The organism is Gillisia sp. CAL575 (assembly GCF_000403785.1).
In the GTDB taxonomy this organism is placed as follows: Bacteria; Bacteroidota; Bacteroidia; order Flavobacteriales; family Flavobacteriaceae; genus Gillisia.
Genome location: NZ_APHJ01000028.1, coordinates 36692 through 56613 on the forward strand (window position 1 = coordinate 36692; position 19922 = coordinate 56613).

Here is a 19922-nt window from a genome sequence, read left to right on the forward strand (position 1 = left end):
TATTACAATGAAAATAGGGATAATGCAGCCTTATTTATTTTCATATCTAGGTTACTTTCAATTAATAAAATCCGTGGATAAATTTATTGTCCTTGATGATGTTAATTATATCAAGGGAGGATGGATTAATAGAAACTCATTATTGATTGATAAACGAAAAGGACGTTTTACAGTTCCATTAAAAAAATCAAGCTCTTTTAAACCTATTAATGAAATAAAAATATCTGATAATTCGAAATGGAAAATTAAATTACTAAAAACTATCAACCAGAATTATAAAGATGCTCCATATTACAATACAGTTATTCCAGTCTTGAGCAATATTATTAATAGTGAACATCAAAATATTTCTGAATTAATTTATTTTTCTTTAACTCAACTTAATGATTACCTCTGTATAGACACATTAATTATAAAGTCTTCTATAATCTATGATAATAAACATCTTATAGGGCAAGAAAGAGTTATAGATATTTGTAAACAAGAGATGGCAAGTCACTATATTAATGCAATCGGCGGCCAAGATTTGTACGATCCTAAATTTTTTCTTAAAAATAATATCAAGCTCAATTTTATACAAAGTTCAATTCCTGAATATGTCCAGTTTCAAAATGATTTTGTCCCTGGTCTTTCGATAATTGATGTATTGATGTTTAATTCTAAGGAAGAGGTTGGCGTCATGTTGAAAGATTATAATCTTGTTTAACTATTATCAGTGTTCAGATTAGAAAAGTATGGATAATAAGGCAGAAGAAAATATTGTTGTTAGTATATGTTGTCTTGCATACAATCATGAAGCTTTTATAAGTAAATGTCTAGATGGGTTTCTTGTGCAAAAAACGCTATTTGCATTTGAAGTTTTAATTAATGATGATGCTTCTACAGATCGAACATCAACTATAATTAAAGAGTACGAAAATAAATACCCTAAAATAATTAAGCCAATCTATCAGTCTGTGAATAGGTTTTCCGTTGAAGGCGGGGGAATGAATATTAGATATAATTTTTCAAGAGCAAAAGGTAAATATATAGCTATGTGCGAAGGGGATGATTATTGGACAAATCCTTTTAAACTACAAAATCAAGTAGATTTTTTGGAAGCCAATTCAAATTATGTAATACATAGTGGGAAAGCCAAGGTGTTGATGCAAAATGAACTAAATGAAATTATTGGCAATCCCCTTTCAAAAAACACCTATGATATTACTGATTTTCTAACAAAGAATAATTTAATCACCTGTACCGTTCTTTTTAGAAACACAACTGTATTAGAAGCTGCTTTTAAAAATTTAATGTTTGGAGATTGGATGCTATATGTTCAATTATTATCAAAAAAATCCGGTAATTTGGCCTATGTATCTAATGATCTCTATTCAGTCTACAGAATGCATGAAGGGGGAGTTACCCAAAGTTTAATTGCCCCATATAAGAATGATAAAGTACATTTGCGCCAGATTATTGCAATTAAAAGATTTTTAAAGGTTAACTACCAGAAGGAAGATATAATTCAGATCAACTATTATTGTTTGAATTTATTTAAATATTACTTTATTAACAGAGATTATAAAAATTGTTTTAAAATTTTTCTACATAATTTCTGGTTAACAAAACCTAGATTGCAAATTCGGAAATATTTAAGTTTTATTAAGCATAATTAATTTTTTATTAAGCATGCAAAAAGGTTTAATCTCTATTATAGTTCCTTGTTTTAAACAAGCCCAATTTTTAGATGATTGCTTACAATCCGTATTAGAGCAGACCTACCAAAATTGGGAATGTATAATTGTTGATGACGGTAGTCCTGACAATACCGAAGAAATAGCTAAGAAATGGATAAAAAAAGATAAAAGGTTTAAATATGTATACCAGGAAAATAAAGGATTAAGTAGTGCTAGGAATTTTGGAATTCAAAATTCTAAAGGAGTATTTATTCTTCCTTTAGATCCAGATGATAAAATTTCAAAAGATTATATTTCTTATGCATTAAATATTTTTAAGAAAGATCAGGATATAAAACTTGTGTATTGCAGGGCAGAAAAATTTGGAGAGGAAATTGGAGTTTTAGACCTTAAGCCATTTTCCCTTTATGAATTAGCTTTGAATAATATGATATTTTGTTCGGCAATTTTCAGAAAGAGAGATTGGAAAGAAATTGGAGGTTACGATGAAAATATGATACATGGATGGGAAGATTGGGAGTTTTGGATAGCCTTATTAAAAAAAGGGGGTAAAGTAAATCTCTTAAATCATACAGGATTCTTTTATAGAATAAAAAGTGAATCTATGTTAAAGAGTATGACAAAACGTAGGCAAAATAAAGCATTAGAATATTTAAGCCTTAAACACCCTGATTTTTTTATTGCACAATTAGGAACCTTTATAGATTTAGAAAAAAAAATAAAAGAACTACAATCAAAGAATGAGATATTCCAAAATAGGATAAAAAGCAAAAAATATATTATTGATCTTTTTTTTAAAACCTTTTTTGGATTTACAATTTTTAGAAGATCTCATTCCAAAATATAAATTGTCATAACATGAGAATTTCTGTCGCTCTATGTACTTTTAATGGTTCACAATTCTTAAATGATCAATTAAATAGTATTCTTAACCAATCTACTGCAGTAAATGAAATTATAATATGCGACGATCATTCCAGCGACAACACACTGGAAATTTTAAATGAATATAAGGATAAGTACCCTGAGATAATTAAGATTTTCAAAAATGAAGAATCTTTAGGGACTATAAAAAATTTTGAAAAAGCTTTAACTTTATGTACGGGAGAGATAATTTTTCTGGCAGATCAGGATGATGTTTGGTTTAAGATTAAGGTTCAGAAAATTTTATTTTATTTTAAAAATAATTCGGAATGTGAATTAGTTTTTTCAGACGGATGTTTGATTGATTCCTATGGGAGCAAACTAAATACTAACTTGTGGGATAAATGGGATTTTAATTTGGATCAACGTAATAAATGGAAAAATAATTTTTTAGCTTTTAAAGATCTTCTTAGAAATCAAAACAAGATTACTGGAGCGACTGTAAGTATGCGATCTTCTCTGAAAACTGCCATTTTGCCAATTAATATTCCTCTTGGTTATTGGCATGATGGGTGGATTGGCCTGCATGCTTCAGGAAGAAATAGTTTAGGGTTTATAGAGGAACCCTTAATCTATTACCGAATCCATGATAAACAGCAAGTAGGTGTGAATAAAATTGTAAACCAAGAAATTGTTAGAAATTCAAATCAAAGCAATATTGAAAAGCACTTTTTTTTTCAGAATATTTATAAAAGATATCCTTTGAAATTTATGAGGTTGAAGGTAGAATGTTTTATTTATAGGCAATTAAGTGCTTTAAGTAAAATAAAAAATAGAATACAATAGTATGTCAGGAAATATTAAATTTTTAGCCTATTATCTGCCTCAATTCCATCCAATTCCCGAAAATGATGAGTGGTGGGGGAAGGGCTTTACAGAATGGACGAACGTAGCAAAGGCAAAACCTCTTTTTAATGGTCATTACCAGCCTAAACTACCTGCAGATTTGGGGTTTTATGACCTTAGAATACCCCAAGTTCAAATTGATCAAGCAAATCTGGCAAGAGAACATGGAATAGATGGTTTTATTTATTATCAATATTGGTTTGGAGATGGAAAAATGCTTTTGGAGAAACCTGCTGAGGCTATGTTAAAAAATGATAAAATAGATCTGCCGTTTTGTTTTTGCTGGGCCAATGAAACTTGGAAAGGTATTTGGCATGGATTGGATAGTTCAAAAGTCCTTATAGAACAGAAATATTTTGGAAATGAGGACTATATAAGATATTTTGAATATTTGTTGCCGTTTTTTAGAGATGATCGGTATATTAAAATTGACAACAAGCCGATGTTCCATATTTATAAAATTCAGGACATACCAGATTTGCTTGAATTTTTTAGAATTTTCAATAAACTTTCAATAGAAAATGGCTTTGCAGGTATTTACTTCGTTTCCTCAGTAGTTTCTCATTCCAATGTTTCTCTTGATTATAATGAGATAGAAGGACAAGTTGGGTTAGATATTTTTCAAAAATTAAGATATGAACAAGATTTTTTATTTTCTAATGGTACACTAAAAAGAATAGAAAATAGAGTAAAAAGAATTTTAAGATCTAAGAATAGTACGAATGTCCAAGTGAAACCTATAATTTGTGACTATAAAGTTGGTACAGCTCGATTAGAAGTAAAAATACCCCATTCAAAATATATACCTTGTGTCTTTCCTAATTGGGATAATTCTGCCAGAAGCGGTAAAAAATCATTGATATTCAAAAATTCCAATCCAGAGACATGGAAAAGGCATCTCACTAATAATGTGGTAGAGCTTTTGGATAACCCCGAGAACCCACCATTTATTTTTATTAAGTCTTGGAATGAGTGGGCAGAAGGAAATTATTTAGAACCTGACGTTAGATTTGGATATGGGTGGTTAGAGGCTGTGAAAAAAGTTAAAGAAAATTTAGAACAATTAATTAAAACTCAAAAATGCATTTAGTATCTATAATTGTAACATGTTACAATCAAGAAAAATATATTTTTGAAGCCTTAAGGTCTATTAAAGATCAAACATATATTAATTGGGAGTGCATAGTTATTGATGATGGTTCTACAGACGATTCTGCAAAAATTATAAAAGAATACCTTGCTAAAGACGACCGTTTTCGATATGTTCATAAAAATAACGGAGGTGTATCCACCACTAGAAATGTAGGATTAAATCTTATAACGGGAACTTATATTCAGTTTTTGGATGGAGACGATTATTTAGAGGAAAGAAAGATTGAATTATCTTTATTAGCCTTAGAGCATAATCATAAAATAAAACCTCAATTGGTTATTACTAATTTTGTACTTTATAAAGAATCTTCAAAAAAGATTCATCCTCCTTATTGCACATTAAATAAAGATTTATTTAGTTTGAATGAGGTTTTATATAATTGGGATGATACATTTTCTATCCCCATACATTGTGGCCTTTTTGATGCTATATTGTTTTTAGATTTTAAATTTCCAAAGCACATAAAAGCGAAAGAAGATTGGCTAATGTGGGTGCTGATTTTCATGAAACAACCACCAATTTATTTTTTAGATAAGCCCTTAGCAGTTTATAGAGTACATCCAAAAAGTATTACAATGACAAGTAGTATGTTTGAAGATCATATGCTCGTATTATCCGATTTAAAGCTGCAACTCTCAGATTCTCAATATGAAAAACTTTTATTTACATTCATGAGACGTTATTATTTGAGGAGCATTCGTTTTAAAGGAGAATTATTGAAAATTAAAAGGACCAAATTCTATATCGTTGACACTCTAATTAAAAAGGTATTACTAAAAATTGGAATATCGCCTAAGTGCTAGACATATGATGCTAGCTATAGTGATACCTTACTTTAAACTGGAGTTTTTTGAAGAATGTCTTTCTTCTTTGGCAGCACAAACCAATAAAAATTTTAAAGTTTATATTGGTAATGATGCAAGTCCAGATAATCCAAAACCATTATTAGAAAATTTTAATAACAGATTTGTTTTTGAATACAAGGAGTTTTCTGAAAACTTAGGTAACACATCTCTCGTATCGCAATGGCATCGTTGTATAGAAATGGTTGCAGATGAAAATTGGATTTTGATTTTAGGTGATGATGATGTTTTGGGTAAAAATGTTGTTGAAAGTTTCTACAAGAATTTAGAGGAGGTTGAAGGCAAATGTATTCAAGTAATTAGATATTCATCACAGGTAATAGATGCGAATAGTAAAAATATTTCAGGGGTTCACAAGCATCCCGAAATTGAAAGTTCTCAAGAGTTTTTAAAACGCAAATTAAAGGGGAGTACTCGAAGCTCCCTTAGTGAATATTGCTTCAAGAAAAATTCAATATTAGAAATTAAATTTAAGGAGTTCCCTTTAGCGTGGTATTCAGATTTATTAGCTGTGCTCGAGGTTAGTAATTTCCAGCGAATTTTTAGTATTAATCAAGCTATTGTTTATTTTAGATTGAGCGGAAATAATATAACATCAAGAACAGATAATCTTACATCAAAAAATAATGCTACATTCGATTTTTACTACTATATTCTAGAGAAATATGATTTTCGTTTAGATCCTGAATTGAATAATTTATTATTAGATCATTTGGAAAAAACATTTTTAGACAATAAGAAAAGAATGTTTAGATGGATTGTTTTTACTAGGTTTTATTTTAAAAATAAATATTTCAAGCGTTATATTAATTTTATTGGTAAGTGTGGAATTTACATTTCATAACATCTACTTTATAATTAAAAAATGATAAAATTTTTAATAATAACACAGGATTTAAGGGTTTCCGGGACAAGTGCAGGTGTTATCGAAAGATCTTTTTTAACAAAATTGCGAAAAATCTATCCAGATTCACTAATTGATGTACTATATCTGTCTAACTCTAATTTAGATGATGACCTAAAGATATTACCTGTAAATTCAATTACAAAAAAGGTTATAAATCATAACATTCCAATTCATGTTAAATGGATTAATAGGTTTACGACAAGGTTTATGAACATTTTATACGCGGAAAATTATATTTCTAAAAAATATGCCAAGCATATTAATAATATCAATCATTTACCATATAATCATATATTTATTAGAAGTGCTGGACTAAAACATGAAACAATTTTGGCATTGCATAATCTTCCTGTTCTACACAAATCAATAATTTATTTTCATGATCCTTATCCAAATTCTTGGTATCAAGGAAAGTCCTCCAAAATTCATAAAAATGAGATTTTAAGGTTAAGGAGAATTATTCAAATAACCCAGCAGGCTAAAACATGTTGTGCTTCAGCTTATTACATGGCAAAGGATTTACAGTTTTTATACGCTTCGGATAAAAATTTTTATACGCTTCCTCACTACTTTGATGTTAGTGCCTTTAATTTGAATTATAGAGATAAAATAAGGAAAAAAGAAAAAAAAATTCAAATATCCTATCATGGAGCTTTAATGCTTGGAAGAAATATCTTTAATGTTTTAAAAGCATATAAACTACTTATTCAACAAAATCAAGATATTAAAATCCATACAGAATTCATTTTAAGAGTTAAAGGTGATAATATTGATAAGTTAAAACGAGAATTTGGAAATATCAGTAATATCAAAATACTTAAGCCATTAGATTTTTCTAATTCGGCTTTTGAACAGATGCATGAAAGTGATATTAATATAATACTGGAAAATGGCCCTTATTATTGTAATATCTTACCGGGAAAAGTTCCTTTTTTAGCATCTACAGGAAAATCTGTTTTAGTTGTATCTCCTAAAAGAAGTGAGTTAAGAAGAATTATGAACAATAATAGCAGGTATATTGCTGATATGAATAATGTTGAAGAAATTAAAATAAATTTAGAAAATCTAATATGGGATAAAATGGAAAACAGAGAGACAATTAATCCGTTTGGAGATTATTTTAGTGATGAAAATTTTAAAAAATGTCTAACTAATATTATAGAAGCTACAGATGAATAACCCATTAGGGATACATTTATATTCTTTTTCTTTAAATAGGACAGATGATAAAGATAATTTTGGTGATCTTATTGGTAAATATTTGATAGATAAGATTACCAAAAGGAAAATAGTTGAAGTAATGCACCCATCAATGAGGCGTTATAAATATTTTATTAAACATTATTTAACGGTAGGTAGTATTTTAGAAGTTGCCAATAACAATTCCATAATCTGGGGAAGTGGAATTATCAGACAAAATGATCATATTGAAAAAGCTAAATTTCTATTAGTAAGAGGACCTTACACAAGAAACAGGTTGTTGCAACTTAAATATGACGTACCAGAGCGCTTTGGAGATCCCGCTTTGATACTTTCTGATTTATATCCGAAAAAAAATAATCCTTATTATAAAATTGGAATTGCTCCACATTATATTGATTATGACCTTGTATTTAATTCTGTTGCTGATACAGATTTAAACGTTATAGATTTACTAACTGTTAATATTGAAACAGTTATAGACTCTTTGGTTGATTGTTCTATTATCTTTTCTTCTTCTTTACATGGAATTATTGTTGCACATTCTTATGGTATACCTGCTATTTGGATTCAGCTTTCTAATAATCTTGGTGGAGATAATGTTAAATTTTACGATTACTTTGAATCCGTTGGCATATTTAACTATCCAACAATTCAGGTATTCAATGAGAATTTAAACTTTGATTATTTACTGAAAATTTTTCAAAATAATCGTGATATTTCTTTACCTACTCAAGATATGATTACTTTAAGGAAAAGTGACATTTATGAAACTTGTCCATTTTAAATTTACTCTTTAAGATGCGTATTGGAAATAATCCACAGAAAGAAGCTATTTTAGAAAATGATGGATATGTATTCCAAATAGTCATCCCTGTCTATATTCCAAACTTGAGGGGTTACTATACTGAAAGTTTTAAAGTTTTAAAGAACTGTATTCTCTCACTGCAAAAAACGGTGAGTTATAAAACATTTATTTGCATCGTTAATAATGGAAGTTGCGGTGAAATCTTACAATATTTGAATGAACAATTAAGTGCAGGCAGCATAAATGAAATTGTTCATACCCATAATATAGGAAAGCTCAATGCTATAATAAAAGGCATGGCTGGTCATAATATACCTTTAGTTACGATTGCAGATGCTGACATTCTATTTAAGCAAGATTGGCAGACTGAAACCATTACAGTTTTTAATAACTTTCCCAAAGCAGGGGTTGTAGGTCTTATCCCTCAATTTAAGATGTTTACCTCCCATAGCAGTAATTTAATTTTTGATTCATTATGGAATTCGCAATTAAAATTTTCAAAAGTCAAAGATAAAGAGGCTTTGGTTAGGTTTTATGATAGTATAGGTTGGGACGATAATTATAACAAAGATTATTTAAGTCAGCAATTAACTATTTCTTCAAATTGTCATAAATCAATAGTTGGCTCAGGTCATGCAGTTGCAACTTATAAAAGGGAAATATTTACTAAATTATTAAGTAAAACTTCAAAATATAAACTTGGTGGTGATTCGGAAACACAGTTTCTGGATATTTCAGTTTTGAAATTAGATGGGTGGAGATTAACTACTGAAAAAAATTATGCTTTTCACATGGGCAATACTTGGGAAACTTGGATGCAAGCAGAAATAGATAGTTTATCTCAAAATAATAAAATTAAAATACCGAACCTTCAATCAAACGTTTTAACCTCACAGAAATTCTGTTTTATTATTAAATCAAGATTTTTTAAAAAGTTTTTAAAATGGAAACCATTTTATCTTTTTTTTCTAAAGAGACAACAATTACCAAACTCAATGATTAAAACCTATTGATATGCAAAAACCTGTATTTTCAATATTGATAACAACAAAGAATCGCATCTTAGACCTTAAACTAACACTTATTAAGATTGATCATTTAATCATTAGCAAACAAGTGGAGTGTATTATTTGTGATGATGGTTCTGTAGATGGAACCCATTCAATTATTACAAAGGAATTCCCGAACATAATATTGCTTAGAAACTCAAAAAGTATTGGTTTAATTGCGAGCAGAAATAGGCTTTTAAAAGAGACTTCATCAAAATATGCAATTTCTTTAGACGATGATTCAAACTTTTTAACTCTCAATCCATTAAACATTATTGAAAATTATTTTAATGCTAATCCAAATTGTGGCGTTGTTGCCTTTAGGATACTTTGGGGTAAGGAGCTACCACAAAAATTAAAAAGCGAGGATGTACCATGTCGGGTAAAAAGTTTTGTTGGATGTGGGCATGCATGGCGTATGGATGCATGGAGGGATATTCCAAATTATCCAGAATGGTATATTTTTTATGGTGAAGAGGAGTTTGCATCTTATCAGTTATTTAAAAAAGACTGGCAGGTGCATTATGTTCCCCAAGTTCTGGTACATCATCGGGTAGAGGTTAGTAATAGAAAATCTCAAGAGGATTATAAAATACGTTTAAGAAGATCCTTACGATCTGGGTGGTATAATTACGTTCTATTTTTACCATGGTTACAAATTCCCAAAAGATTTTTATATACCTTCTACATGCAATTAAAACTTAAAGTTTTTAAAGGTGACTTTAAGGCCACGTTAGCCATTTTTCAAGCTCTTTTAGATCTAATATATCATTTTCCCAAATTGATTTTAAATAATAACCGCCTTACTAAAATTGAATATAAAGAATTTGAAAATTTATCAAATACAAAGATTTACTGGAAACCCAAATATAAAATAGATGTTTGATAATTTGAAGAAACAATTTACGGTTCAAAAGCGACTTAAAATAAAGTATCATTTAAGGCATTTAAAAGCTTTAGCTTTTCCATATAATCTATCAAAAATGGCATTGACACATAAAACTGATAAATATGGATATCATTTTTATACACCCCATTATCAGAAGCATTTTAAAAAATTCAAATTTAAGAAGATTAAACTTTTGGAAATAGGTGTTGGAGGCTATGAAAATCCATATCTGGGAGGAAATTCTCTAAGAATGTGGAAATCATATTTTCCTTTTGCTAAGATATTTTCGTTTGATATCTATGATAAATCATTTTTGCAAGAAAATAGAATCAAGATACTACAGGGAAGTCAGGTTGACGAAATATTTTTGGAGGAATTAATCCAAGAGGTTAGAGAGCCAACAATTATAATAGATGATGGCAGCCATATGAACGATCATGTTATAAAAACATTTGAAATCTTATTCCCAAAACTTAAATTGGGCGGAATTTATGTAATTGAGGATACTCAAACTTCATATTGGGAAAATAAGGGAGGTTCTAGTATAGAATTTAATAAGAGTGTTACTATAATGGGGTACTTCAAAAGTTTAGTTGATGGTTTAAATCATCAAGAATTTGAAAACCCAGGATATCAACCTACTTATTTTAATTTAAATATTACCTCGATCCATTTTTATCATAATTTAATTGTAGTATGTAAAGGATTAAATAATGAAGTCTCAAATTATATGGTTAATAACCAGAAACCAAATAAAACTTAGAAATAATAGAAGATAAAATAGCCATCCTTACTACAGTTGCTAATTTTGAGCTATATCAGCAGACCTCAAAATTATATCCTAAGAATCTACAGGTTTACGTTATTGATGGTAGAAATGGAATGCACGGCTTGGACAGTATTTTTTTTATGTTTAAAAAGCTCAAAAAACTTGATATTAAATGGCTAGTACTGGCAGATGAGGATGTAATATTTCAAAAGCCGGAGGGAATATTCAGTCTAATAGCCTACATGGAAAATCATAATTATTCGGTAGCTGGGATTCGAGATGGAGGGGTAATAAATCATAGGAATAAAAATCCATATTCAATTAATACATTTTTTTCAATTCTTAACTTTGATGAGGTGTTAAAGCTATATAATAAAAAGAAGATTTTAAGTAGCCAATATATTCAAGAAAATGAGTTTAATGATGAGCTAGATCTTTTGCCCTTTAAATTTGATCAGTCTAGTTTATACGAACCTTATTATTGTTTCTATTTTTGGTTGAGAAGAAAGGGAATGAAAATCCTATTTCTAAATTCTAAAATGCGAGATGACATTGATGATAAAATAAGCAATGAAGTTTTTCTTCCTGATGGATCTTTATTTTTAATTCATACATGGTATGCTCGAGCCTATGGTAATAATAAAAAACATACAGAGAGAATAGATCTGATTTTAGACAAAATAGATTTCGGAGAAAATATTGTGGAACCTATAATTTTTAAAGATAGATTGTTTCGAATAAATAAGGAAGTGCGAAAAGTATTCAAAAAAATTATAATAAAACTTGAAAAACTATAGCGAATTATGACAGCCAGCATAATTCATAAAACGATAGCCATCATACCTGCTAGAGGAGGTTCTAAAAGATTTCCGGGTAAAAACATCAGATTATTGGATGGATTACCTCTTATTGAGCATAGTATTAATTATGCTAAAGTAAACAGCGATATTATTGACAATATATATGTTTCAACAGATGACGCCGAGATAAAGCGCATAGCAATGGATGAGGGAGTTGAAGTGATAGACCGACCTTTAGGAATTTCTGGAGATGAGGCTACTACGCTTTCGGCTTTAAAACATGTCCTTGAAAATGTTGAATATAATATAGAAAACGTTATTTTACTGCAGCCTACAAATCCTCTAAGGCCCAAGTCGCTTTTGGTAGATGCTTTTCAGGTTTTTGAGATAGGTGGTTATGAGAGTTTGATGACGGTGAGTGAAAGTCATAAAAAATTAGGCAGAATTGAAGATAAAAAGTTTGTGCCTTACAATTACAAAATGGGCCAACGCAGTCAGGATTTGGAACCGCTTTATTATGAAAATGGCTTGCTTTATATAATAAAGGCTTCTCTAATTCTTGAAGGAAGTTTACTTGGAAAGAAGAATTTTCCTTTTATTGTAGATCATCCATTTGCAGCTGTAGACATAGACTATGAAGATGACTTGGATTATGCCGAATTTTTGATAAAGAAGAATTCTACTAAATAAGAACCAGATTTAATGAAACCATATATACAAATAGCAGGAAGAAAGATAGGTGAAGATTTTCCCCCATTAGTGGTAGCAGAAATAGGAATTAATCATGAAGGTTCTTTACAAACTGCAAAAGAAATGGTGGATGCTGCACATAGAGCGGGTGTAGAAATGATAAAACATCAAACTCATATAGTGGAGGATGAAATGAGTTCTGAAGCTAAAAATGTGATCCCGGGAAATGCTGATATTTCTATTTATGAAATAATGGAACGCTGTTCACTGAATGAAGCGGATGAAAAAAGTTTAAAAAATTATATAGAAAGGAAAGGAATAATTTTTATTTCTACCCCATTTTCCAGAGCGGCTGCAAATAGGTTAGAGAATTTTGATGTTCCCGCTTACAAAATAGGGAGTGGGGAATGTAATAATTATCCGCTATTGGAACATATTGCTGGTTTTGGTAAGCCTGTAATTCTAAGTACCGGGATGAATAATATTGAAAGTGTGAAAAAAGCAGTTGCTATATTTGATAAATTCAAAACACCTATAGCTCTTTTACATACCACAAATCTGTATCCAACTCCAATTCATTTAGTTCGTTTAGGAGCTATGCAAGAGCTGCATGAAGCTTTTCCAGATAAAGTCTTCGGACTTTCAGATCACACCTTAAATAATAACGCCTGCTTGGGTGCAGTAGCTTTGGGTGCCTCGATCTTAGAAAGACATTTTACAGATCATATGAAGCGTACAGGTCCAGATATTATTTGTAGTATGGATGAACAATCCTGTAAAGAGCTCATTATTTCAAGCACAGAGATCGCTTTAATGAGAGGAGGTAAAAAAGAAGCTGCCTTAGAAGAAAAGGTGACAATAGATTTTGCGTTCGCCACCGTTTGTTCTATAAAAGAAATTAAGAAAGGTGAAATTTTTTCTAACGAAAATATATGGGTGAAACGCCCTGGTACAGGGGAGATCTTAGCAGATAAATATGAAAGCATCATTGGGAAAAAGGCCACAGCTGATATTAAGGTTGATAGACAACTGAAATTGACTGATGTGGAAAATTAAAATATAGAAAGCGAATTATATAAATGACTCAAAAAAAGATCCTTTTTTTAACCGGGACGAGAGCCGATTTTGGAAAAATTAAGTCACTAATTCAGATTTTAGAATCTCATAAAAATTTCGAAGTATTTGTATTTGTAACAGGAATGCACTTGCAACAAGAGTATGGTTACACCTTGCTTGAAATAGAACGTTGTAATTTTTCCAATGTTTATACTTTTGAAAATTTTACTCATGAGACAACCATGGATCTTACACTGGCAAAAACCATAGAAGGATTGTCTGGATATATTAAAGAAATTAAGCCAGATATGATTGTAGTTCATGGAGATCGTGTGGAAACTTTAGCTGGAGCAATTGTTGGATCTTTAAATAATATTTTAGTTGCACATATTGAAGGAGGAGAAATATCTGGAACTGTAGATGAATTAATTAGACATAGTGTTAGTAAGCTTAGTCATATTCATTACGTCTCTAATAAGCTAGCAAGAAAAAGGTTGATGCAAATGGGAGAGATTGCAGAATCAATTAGAATTATTGGTTCTCCAGATGTTGATGTAATGTTCTCTGAAAACTTGCCAGATCTTCAAAAAGTGAAAACCTATTACGAAATAGAGTTTGACACCTATGCAATTGCTATGTTTCACCCGGTAACTACTGAATTTTCGCAAATGCGTAATTATGCACAACAGTTCGTTAAAGCAATATTAAATAATGACCGTAATTATATCATTGTATATCCTAATAATGACCTAGGTAGCAATATAATTTTGGAAGAAATATTTTCTTTAAAAGGCAATTCAAGATTTAGATTAATCCCTTCCTTAAGATTTGAATACTTCCTAACACTATTAAAAAATGCAAGCTTTATAATTGGAAACAGCAGTGCTGGAATTAGAGAAGCTCCATATTATGGAGTTCCTGTAATAAATATTGGTACCCGTCAAAATAATAGAGCTGAAGATTCTAAAATATTAAATGTAGATTATAGTTATCAAGAAATTACTCAAGCACTACAAGAAACTCAATTTATATCTAAGGGAAATGCTGTTAGAGAATTCGGAGATGGGAATAGTGCTAATAAGTTTTTAGAGTCTTTAGAAAAGCTTGATATTTGGAAGCTAGATAAACAAAAACAGTTTAGAGATTTAGTTTGAATAAAAAAGAAGAGATATTAGGCTTAGTAATTACCGATGGAGTTGGATACAGAAACTTTTGCTTGAGTTCTTTTCTTGAGAAAGCCACTGATGACTTCAATAAAATTATAATATATTCTGGATTACCTAAAGAGATATATGATCTAAGTGATTATAATAATGTTGAAGTTGTTGAACTACCGGTATTTGTTGAGCCTTTTAAAACTTGGTTTTGGCGTAAGTTTAAGGAAGTAGCTCATTTGCAAAATCATAAAGAGAATTTTGGTATCAATGACAACTTAAATGCCAACAGATCTTTAGCGAATTCTAATAGAGGTCGCGCTACCAGACTCATTTATACGATAACTTCTATTTTTCATTCCGAGAAGAATAATCTCTTCTTTGAAAAGAAACAAAAACAGACATTACACACTCATAGTGTAACTAAGTTTTGTGAAGATAAGCTAATAGAACAAAAGCCGGATCTTCTTTTCTTTACACATCAACGTCCGCCTTATGTGGTGCCATTAGTAGATGCTGCAGAGAAATTAAATATTAAAACTGGAAGCTTTATTTTTAGTTGGGATAATTTGGCTTCTAAAGGTAGAATGGCTGCTACATTTGATTTCTATTTTGTTTGGAGTGATTTGATGAAAGAAGAATTAATGCATTTCTATCCTAACACTGATATTAACAGGGTTAAAGTAGTTGGCACTCCTCAATTTGAACCTTATGTTCTAAAAAGATATCAAAGAGATAAAGTTGAGTTTTTTAATAAATTCAATCTAGATCCAAATTTAAAAACACTTTGTTTTAGCTGTGGAGATGTTTCTACCAGTAAAAATGATCCTCTTTATATCGAGGTTATTGCAGAGGCAATTTTAAATAAATCTATTTCAAGCAATGTTAATTTTTTGGTGAGAACATCACCGGCAGAAGACCCAGATAGATTTAAGTACCTTCAGGAAAAATTTCCGTTTATAATATGGAATTTTCCAAAATGGGAATTGGCAAGAATGGATCACCCTGAGCCTTGGTCACAAAGAATACCCACTATGGATGATTTAGCAGATCTTAGAATGATCCTCGAAAATTCTGATTTGGGAATTAATATGTGTTCTACTATGAGCCTTGATTTTATGCAATTTGACAAACCTGTTATAAATCCTGTTTTTGGCAATAGTGAAAATGGACTTTATAATGATCAGCGATTTTTAAAATATGCTCATTATAAGAGGGTGGTTGAAAGTAATTCTGTTTCGATTGCGAAGAACAAGGAAGAACTAATAAACTCTATAAACCATCAGCTTAAAAATCCAGATGAAAGAAAATTAGAGAGACAAAAATTACTAAACCTACAAATCGGCAAACCTTTGTTAGATACCGGAAAAAGAATTACTGAGCAGCTATTAGATGAAATTAAATAAAAACATTGCTGTTATATGTAACTATAATCTCAATCCAAATCGTATTGGCGGTATGGATCGTTTTTTTGTGGCTTATGATGGAGAATGTAAAAAGTTAGGTTATAAAATATCTTGGTTCTTTGCGGGTGGTAGAAAATATGATTTCTATGATGATTTAGAGGTGCATATTTGTTCAAAAGATCTGTACTTAGAATTTCTTGATTTTCATCAAACGAATAAATATAATATTGTTATCACTCATTTTGTTGAATTGTGTACACCATTCTTTAAAACAATTAAAACCATAAATGAGCCTTACATAATCTCGGTAGACCATAATCCTAGGCCTATAGGTGGCTTTCGCATTAAAAAAAGAGCGAAGAATAAATTGAAAGGAATTCTATATTCAAAATATATAGATCTTCTTATTGGAGTTTCTCAATATACTACGAATTGTATTTTAAATGATTTTGGAATGCATTTACAAGCTAAAACCAAGGTGGTGTATAATGGAATAGCTACAGATGTCTATTTAAAAAGAAAAGCAGAGAATTTCGGAAAATTTATAGTGGCATCACATTTAAGAAGTTCTAAAGGAATTCAAGATCTAATTAAGGCAGTTTCATTATTAAATTCAGCAGCCAAGGATAAAATGATAATTGATATTTATGGTGAAGGTCCGATTGAAAATGAACTTAAAGAATTGGTGAGAAGTTTAGAATTAGATACTGTTTTCACATTTAAGGGAAGCACGCCGGAACTGCCGAATTTATATAAGAACTACTCTTTTCTGCTTCAGCCCACTTATATGGAATGTTTTAGCTTATCAATCTTGGAAAGTTTAGCTTCTAACGTACCCGTGGTTACAACCCTGGTAGGCGGAAATGAGGAAATTGTAATAAATGGAGTTAACGGTTTTATTTTTCCTGCAAAAGATGTTGTTAAATTAAGTGGCTTATTAGATGAAATCTTAAATAGGTCTAAGAAAATTCAAAAGAATACCTTCACAGAGATCGAAGAAAATTTTAATTTATCTCGAATGGTAAATGAACATATAAAACTTTTACCATGCATATAGGCTTTATAACTCCGGAATATCCGCATAAAGCGCTCCCCGGTGCCGGTGGTTTAGGAACTAGTATCAAAAACTTAGCTCATGAATTAGTACAACAAGGGGTTGAGGTTTCGGTATTTGTTATCGGTTTAGATCGTTCAGAATCTTTTGTTGAAGATCAGATCCAATTTCATTTTATACAAAAGTTCAAAGTTCCCGGAATTACCTGGTTTGTTACCAGAAAATATTATCAGAATCGTATAAATAAAATTGTTGGATCAAATAGTATAGACCTGTTGGAAGCACCAGATTGGACTGGTATTACCGCTTTTATGAAATTTAAAGTTCCTTTAATAATTAGATGTAATGGCAGTGATGCTTATTTCTGTAAATTGGAGGGCAGAAAACAGAAATGGAAAAACTTTTGGTTCGAAAAAAATGCATTGAAAAACGCAGATGAAGTTATTGCTGCTAGTAGTTTTACAGGAAGGCTTACAAAAGAAATTTTTGAACTAAAAAAAGAGATTATTACTTTATACAATGGAGTGGATATTAGTAAATTCAAGCCAGCTACACCTTCTTTTGAAAGCAAAGAAAATAGTATACTGTATTTTGGCACTGTGATCAGAAAAAAGGGAGTTTTAGAACTGGCGAAAGCATATAGTATTTTTAAAGAAAATAATCCTGATGCTATTTTAAAGATCATAGGAAAGGATACTGTAGATATTTTTGAAAACAGATCGACTTTAGAACTATTTTATTCTCTCGTTACGCCTGCCAATCATAAAAGTATTGAATATTTAGATCACATAAGTTATAGCGAAATCTCAAAGGAAATATCTAAGGCAAAAGTTATAGTACTTCCAAGTTTTGCTGAAGCATTTCCAATGACATGGTTAGAGGCTATGGCTATGGAAAAAGCTTTGGTGACTTCTAATATTGGATGGGCAAACGAAATGATGATTGACGGTGAAACTGGATTTATGATAGATCCAAAAGATCATCAGGATTTTGCTAAAAAAATGACCTTCTTATTTAAAGATGATGATTTGAGAAATAATTTTGGTGAAAATGCAAGAAAGAGAGTGGTCAGTAATTTTTCTTCCGAAATTACTACTTCAAAGAATATTGAATATTATCAAAGTTTAATTTCAAAGTGATGCAGTTAAAAGAATTTGTCACTCAGTCGGGAGAAACTTTATTATATAACGGAACTCCAAATCTTGAAAGTTTAGAACAAATAGCTAATGGGCCTGGCGATATTTGGCATAGTTCTCTTGATCAAAGCTTAGATAATGTTTTTCCGGAATTAGTATATCAAACCGCGGTTTTTTGGTGGTTTCTTAATGATCTGCCACATCTTGATAAATCGATTAACTGGAGAATAAATCCTGATGCTTTTGTTATAAGAAAAAATGTTTGGTTACTGTTTTCTGGCTTCCCGAAAGACTATGATTCTGATATTTTAAGCGCCTTCGATTTAGGCTACCGAATGTTAAGACACGGAGGAGCAATTCCAATGTATGTTAAAGGTTTATTTCCAGAAGAAATTAAGATATCTAAAATTTCGGTTCAAGATAGATATAGATTCTTTAAAAAGAATTTTAAACCTCAACATGCTGTTTATATGCTTTTAAAGGAATTAAATAAAAATCCATTATTGGAATTATCCCACTTCCAAAAAGCTAAGAAGGAAAATTTAGAGCAAAACATTTTTCCGGTTTTACCGGCAAGAGAATTGAATTCATTGGTGTCTAAACCAAGTGTGAGCGTAGTAATTCCAACTATGTTTAGGCAAGAATATACATTGCAATTACTCAAGGATTATGCAGATCAAACCTTAACAGTAACTCAAATAGTTGTTGTAGATGCAACCCCTCTTGAAAATAGAGTTGAAGGCATCTATAATCAGGATCAATTTGATTTTGAATTGATTATAAAATGGCAGGAGTCTAAAGGGAGCTGCAGGGCAAGAAATGAAGCGATAGCCTTATGTACTGGAGATTATATAATTTTTGCTGATGATGATACGAGAATATTATCAAGTTTTGTAGAAAATCATATTAGATTTCTTCAAACCTATAATGTAGAGGCCTCTAATGGGCTTGATATATCTGCTCCATCGCATGAAGATGGTTTGGATAAACTGCAAGAATTATATAGTAAAGCGAGTAAATCTCAATTGAAAGCCGGGGCAGCTATGTCCTTTAGCAATGCTAATTCTTGCGTTAGCTCGGCATTAGTTAAAACTTTAATAGGAAATGATATAAATTTTGATGGAGGTTATGGAGAAGATACCGATTTTGGTTTAAGATTACTAAAAGCCGGTGCTATTCTAATGCAAAATCCGTATTCGCCAATTTTGCACCTAAAACCACCAACAGGTGGATATAGGCATTGGGGTTTACAAGCATCTTTATTAGGTAAAAAAAGAAAGAAGCAAGCCTGGGAATTAGATCATCCGGTTAAATTTATAAGACCAATACCTAGCCCCACAATTGTTTATGGAATAATTAAACATTATTCACCTAAACAGGTTAGGGAGTATAAGTCTAAATACTTCTTTCTATATTTATTTAAAGGTAGTAAGAGAGGGATATTATTAAGAATTTTAAAATTTCCTTATAGAGCGCTTCAGTTTAATAAGTCTTTGTTCTATGCACGAAATCTTGTAAAAAGAGGAGTAAGATATTAAA

20 protein-coding genes are annotated in these 19922 nt (G+C 30.5%); all 20 read left to right on the forward strand.

Annotated features, from left to right (window positions below; all coding sequences use genetic code 11):
• Positions 1–7: 7 nt before the first annotated feature.
• A complete protein-coding gene (locus tag I130_RS10530; protein WP_034922749.1) occupies positions 8–706 on the forward strand; it encodes a WbqC family protein in 699 nt (232 codons plus the stop codon).
• Positions 707–734: 28 nt separating this feature from the next.
• A complete protein-coding gene (locus tag I130_RS10535) occupies positions 735–1658 on the forward strand; it encodes a glycosyltransferase family 2 protein (protein WP_051119678.1) in 924 nt (307 codons plus the stop codon).
• A 13-nt stretch (positions 1659–1671) separates the two neighbouring features.
• Positions 1672–2526 carry a glycosyltransferase family 2 protein gene (locus I130_RS10540; RefSeq protein ID WP_034922752.1) on the forward strand — a complete coding sequence of 285 codons (855 nt, stop codon included), beginning with the start codon at positions 1672–1674 and terminating at the stop codon, positions 2524–2526.
• An 11-nt stretch (positions 2527–2537) separates the two neighbouring features.
• Positions 2538–3389: a glycosyltransferase family 2 protein gene (locus I130_RS10545; protein ID WP_051119679.1), complete on the forward strand. Its 852-nt coding sequence runs from the start codon at positions 2538–2540 to the stop codon at positions 3387–3389.
• 1 nt (position 3390) lies between these two features.
• Entirely contained in the window at positions 3391–4539 is a 1149-nt protein-coding gene (locus tag I130_RS10550; RefSeq protein WP_034922755.1) for a glycoside hydrolase family 99-like domain-containing protein, read from the forward strand.
• Entirely contained in the window at positions 4530–5405 is an 876-nt protein-coding gene (locus I130_RS10555) for a glycosyltransferase family 2 protein (RefSeq protein WP_051119680.1), read from the forward strand. Before I130_RS10550 ends, I130_RS10555 begins: the two co-directional genes overlap by 10 nt.
• Before the next feature lie 4 nt (positions 5406–5409).
• Complete coding sequence (locus I130_RS10560; RefSeq protein ID WP_083932905.1) at positions 5410–6309, forward strand: glycosyltransferase family 2 protein; 900 nt, start codon at positions 5410–5412, stop codon at positions 6307–6309.
• Between the two features lie 21 nt (positions 6310–6330).
• Positions 6331–7551 carry a hypothetical protein gene (locus I130_RS10565; RefSeq protein ID WP_034922761.1) on the forward strand — a complete coding sequence of 407 codons (1221 nt, stop codon included), beginning with the start codon at positions 6331–6333 and terminating at the stop codon, positions 7549–7551.
• Positions 7544–8359: a polysaccharide pyruvyl transferase family protein gene (locus I130_RS10570; RefSeq protein ID WP_034922764.1), complete on the forward strand. Its 816-nt coding sequence runs from the start codon at positions 7544–7546 to the stop codon at positions 8357–8359. Before I130_RS10565 ends, I130_RS10570 begins: the two co-directional genes overlap by 8 nt.
• A gap of 14 nt (positions 8360–8373) precedes the next feature.
• Entirely contained in the window at positions 8374–9393 is a 1020-nt protein-coding gene (locus tag I130_RS10575) for a glycosyltransferase (RefSeq protein ID WP_034922767.1), read from the forward strand.
• Position 9394: 1 nt separating this feature from the next.
• On the forward strand, positions 9395–10315 hold the full coding sequence (locus I130_RS10580) for a glycosyltransferase family 2 protein (protein ID WP_034922770.1): 921 nt from the start codon (positions 9395–9397) through the stop codon (positions 10313–10315).
• Complete coding sequence (locus I130_RS10585) at positions 10308–11081, forward strand: methyltransferase (protein ID WP_034922773.1); 774 nt, start codon at positions 10308–10310, stop codon at positions 11079–11081. The genes I130_RS10580 and I130_RS10585 overlap by 8 nt, the downstream gene beginning before the upstream one ends.
• Positions 11082–11329: 248 nt before the next feature.
• Entirely contained in the window at positions 11330–11884 is a 555-nt protein-coding gene (locus tag I130_RS10590) for a hypothetical protein (RefSeq protein WP_232224053.1), read from the forward strand.
• A 6-nt stretch (positions 11885–11890) separates the two neighbouring features.
• The gene (locus tag I130_RS10595) at positions 11891–12577 is read left to right on the forward strand and encodes a cytidylyltransferase domain-containing protein (RefSeq protein WP_034922780.1); all 687 of its coding nucleotides are present in this window, start codon (positions 11891–11893) and stop codon (positions 12575–12577) included.
• A gap of 12 nt (positions 12578–12589) precedes the next feature.
• Complete coding sequence (locus tag I130_RS10600) at positions 12590–13633, forward strand: N-acetylneuraminate synthase family protein (protein WP_034922782.1); 1044 nt, start codon at positions 12590–12592, stop codon at positions 13631–13633.
• Positions 13634–13656: 23 nt separating this feature from the next.
• A complete protein-coding gene (gene neuC, locus I130_RS10605) occupies positions 13657–14787 on the forward strand; it encodes a UDP-N-acetylglucosamine 2-epimerase (RefSeq protein ID WP_034922784.1) in 1131 nt (376 codons plus the stop codon).
• Complete coding sequence (locus I130_RS10610; protein ID WP_034922785.1) at positions 14784–16193, forward strand: hypothetical protein; 1410 nt, start codon at positions 14784–14786, stop codon at positions 16191–16193. Before neuC ends, I130_RS10610 begins: the two co-directional genes overlap by 4 nt.
• The gene (locus I130_RS10615) at positions 16180–17250 is read left to right on the forward strand and encodes a glycosyltransferase family 4 protein (protein WP_034922787.1); all 1071 of its coding nucleotides are present in this window, start codon (positions 16180–16182) and stop codon (positions 17248–17250) included. Before I130_RS10610 ends, I130_RS10615 begins: the two co-directional genes overlap by 14 nt.
• Entirely contained in the window at positions 17241–18386 is a 1146-nt protein-coding gene (locus tag I130_RS10620; RefSeq protein ID WP_034922790.1) for a glycosyltransferase family 4 protein, read from the forward strand. Before I130_RS10615 ends, I130_RS10620 begins: the two co-directional genes overlap by 10 nt.
• On the forward strand, positions 18386–19921 hold the full coding sequence (locus tag I130_RS10625; protein ID WP_034922792.1) for a glycosyltransferase family 2 protein: 1536 nt from the start codon (positions 18386–18388) through the stop codon (positions 19919–19921). The genes I130_RS10620 and I130_RS10625 overlap by 1 nt, the downstream gene beginning before the upstream one ends.
• Position 19922: the final 1 nt, after the last annotated feature.

Coding starts and splice junctions, on each gene's coding strand:
- I130_RS10560 (WP_083932905.1), top strand. CDS start 5,410: ATGATGCTAGCTATAGTGATACCTTACTTTAAACTGGAGTTTTTTGAA.
- I130_RS10565 (WP_034922761.1), top strand. CDS start 6,331: ATGATAAAATTTTTAATAATAACACAGGATTTAAGGGTTTCCGGGACA.
- I130_RS10590 (WP_232224053.1), top strand. CDS start 11,330: ATGGAAAATCATAATTATTCGGTAGCTGGGATTCGAGATGGAGGGGTA.
- I130_RS10595 (WP_034922780.1), top strand. CDS start 11,891: ATGACAGCCAGCATAATTCATAAAACGATAGCCATCATACCTGCTAGA.
- I130_RS10580 (WP_034922770.1), top strand. CDS start 9,395: ATGCAAAAACCTGTATTTTCAATATTGATAACAACAAAGAATCGCATC.
- I130_RS10625 (WP_034922792.1), top strand. CDS start 18,386: ATGCAGTTAAAAGAATTTGTCACTCAGTCGGGAGAAACTTTATTATAT.
- I130_RS10615 (WP_034922787.1), top strand. CDS start 16,180: ATGAAATTAAATAAAAACATTGCTGTTATATGTAACTATAATCTCAAT.
- I130_RS10585 (WP_034922773.1), top strand. CDS start 10,308: ATGTTTGATAATTTGAAGAAACAATTTACGGTTCAAAAGCGACTTAAA.
- I130_RS10545 (WP_051119679.1), top strand. CDS start 2,538: ATGAGAATTTCTGTCGCTCTATGTACTTTTAATGGTTCACAATTCTTA.
- I130_RS10575 (WP_034922767.1), top strand. CDS start 8,374: ATGCGTATTGGAAATAATCCACAGAAAGAAGCTATTTTAGAAAATGAT.
- I130_RS10540 (WP_034922752.1), top strand. CDS start 1,672: ATGCAAAAAGGTTTAATCTCTATTATAGTTCCTTGTTTTAAACAAGCC.
- I130_RS10530 (WP_034922749.1), top strand. CDS start 8: ATGAAAATAGGGATAATGCAGCCTTATTTATTTTCATATCTAGGTTAC.
- I130_RS10570 (WP_034922764.1), top strand. CDS start 7,544: ATGAATAACCCATTAGGGATACATTTATATTCTTTTTCTTTAAATAGG.
- I130_RS10555 (WP_051119680.1), top strand. CDS start 4,530: ATGCATTTAGTATCTATAATTGTAACATGTTACAATCAAGAAAAATAT.
- I130_RS10600 (WP_034922782.1), top strand. CDS start 12,590: ATGAAACCATATATACAAATAGCAGGAAGAAAGATAGGTGAAGATTTT.
- I130_RS10550 (WP_034922755.1), top strand. CDS start 3,391: ATGTCAGGAAATATTAAATTTTTAGCCTATTATCTGCCTCAATTCCAT.
- I130_RS10620 (WP_034922790.1), top strand. CDS start 17,241: ATGCATATAGGCTTTATAACTCCGGAATATCCGCATAAAGCGCTCCCC.
- neuC (WP_034922784.1), top strand. CDS start 13,657: ATGACTCAAAAAAAGATCCTTTTTTTAACCGGGACGAGAGCCGATTTT.
- I130_RS10535 (WP_051119678.1), top strand. CDS start 735: ATGGATAATAAGGCAGAAGAAAATATTGTTGTTAGTATATGTTGTCTT.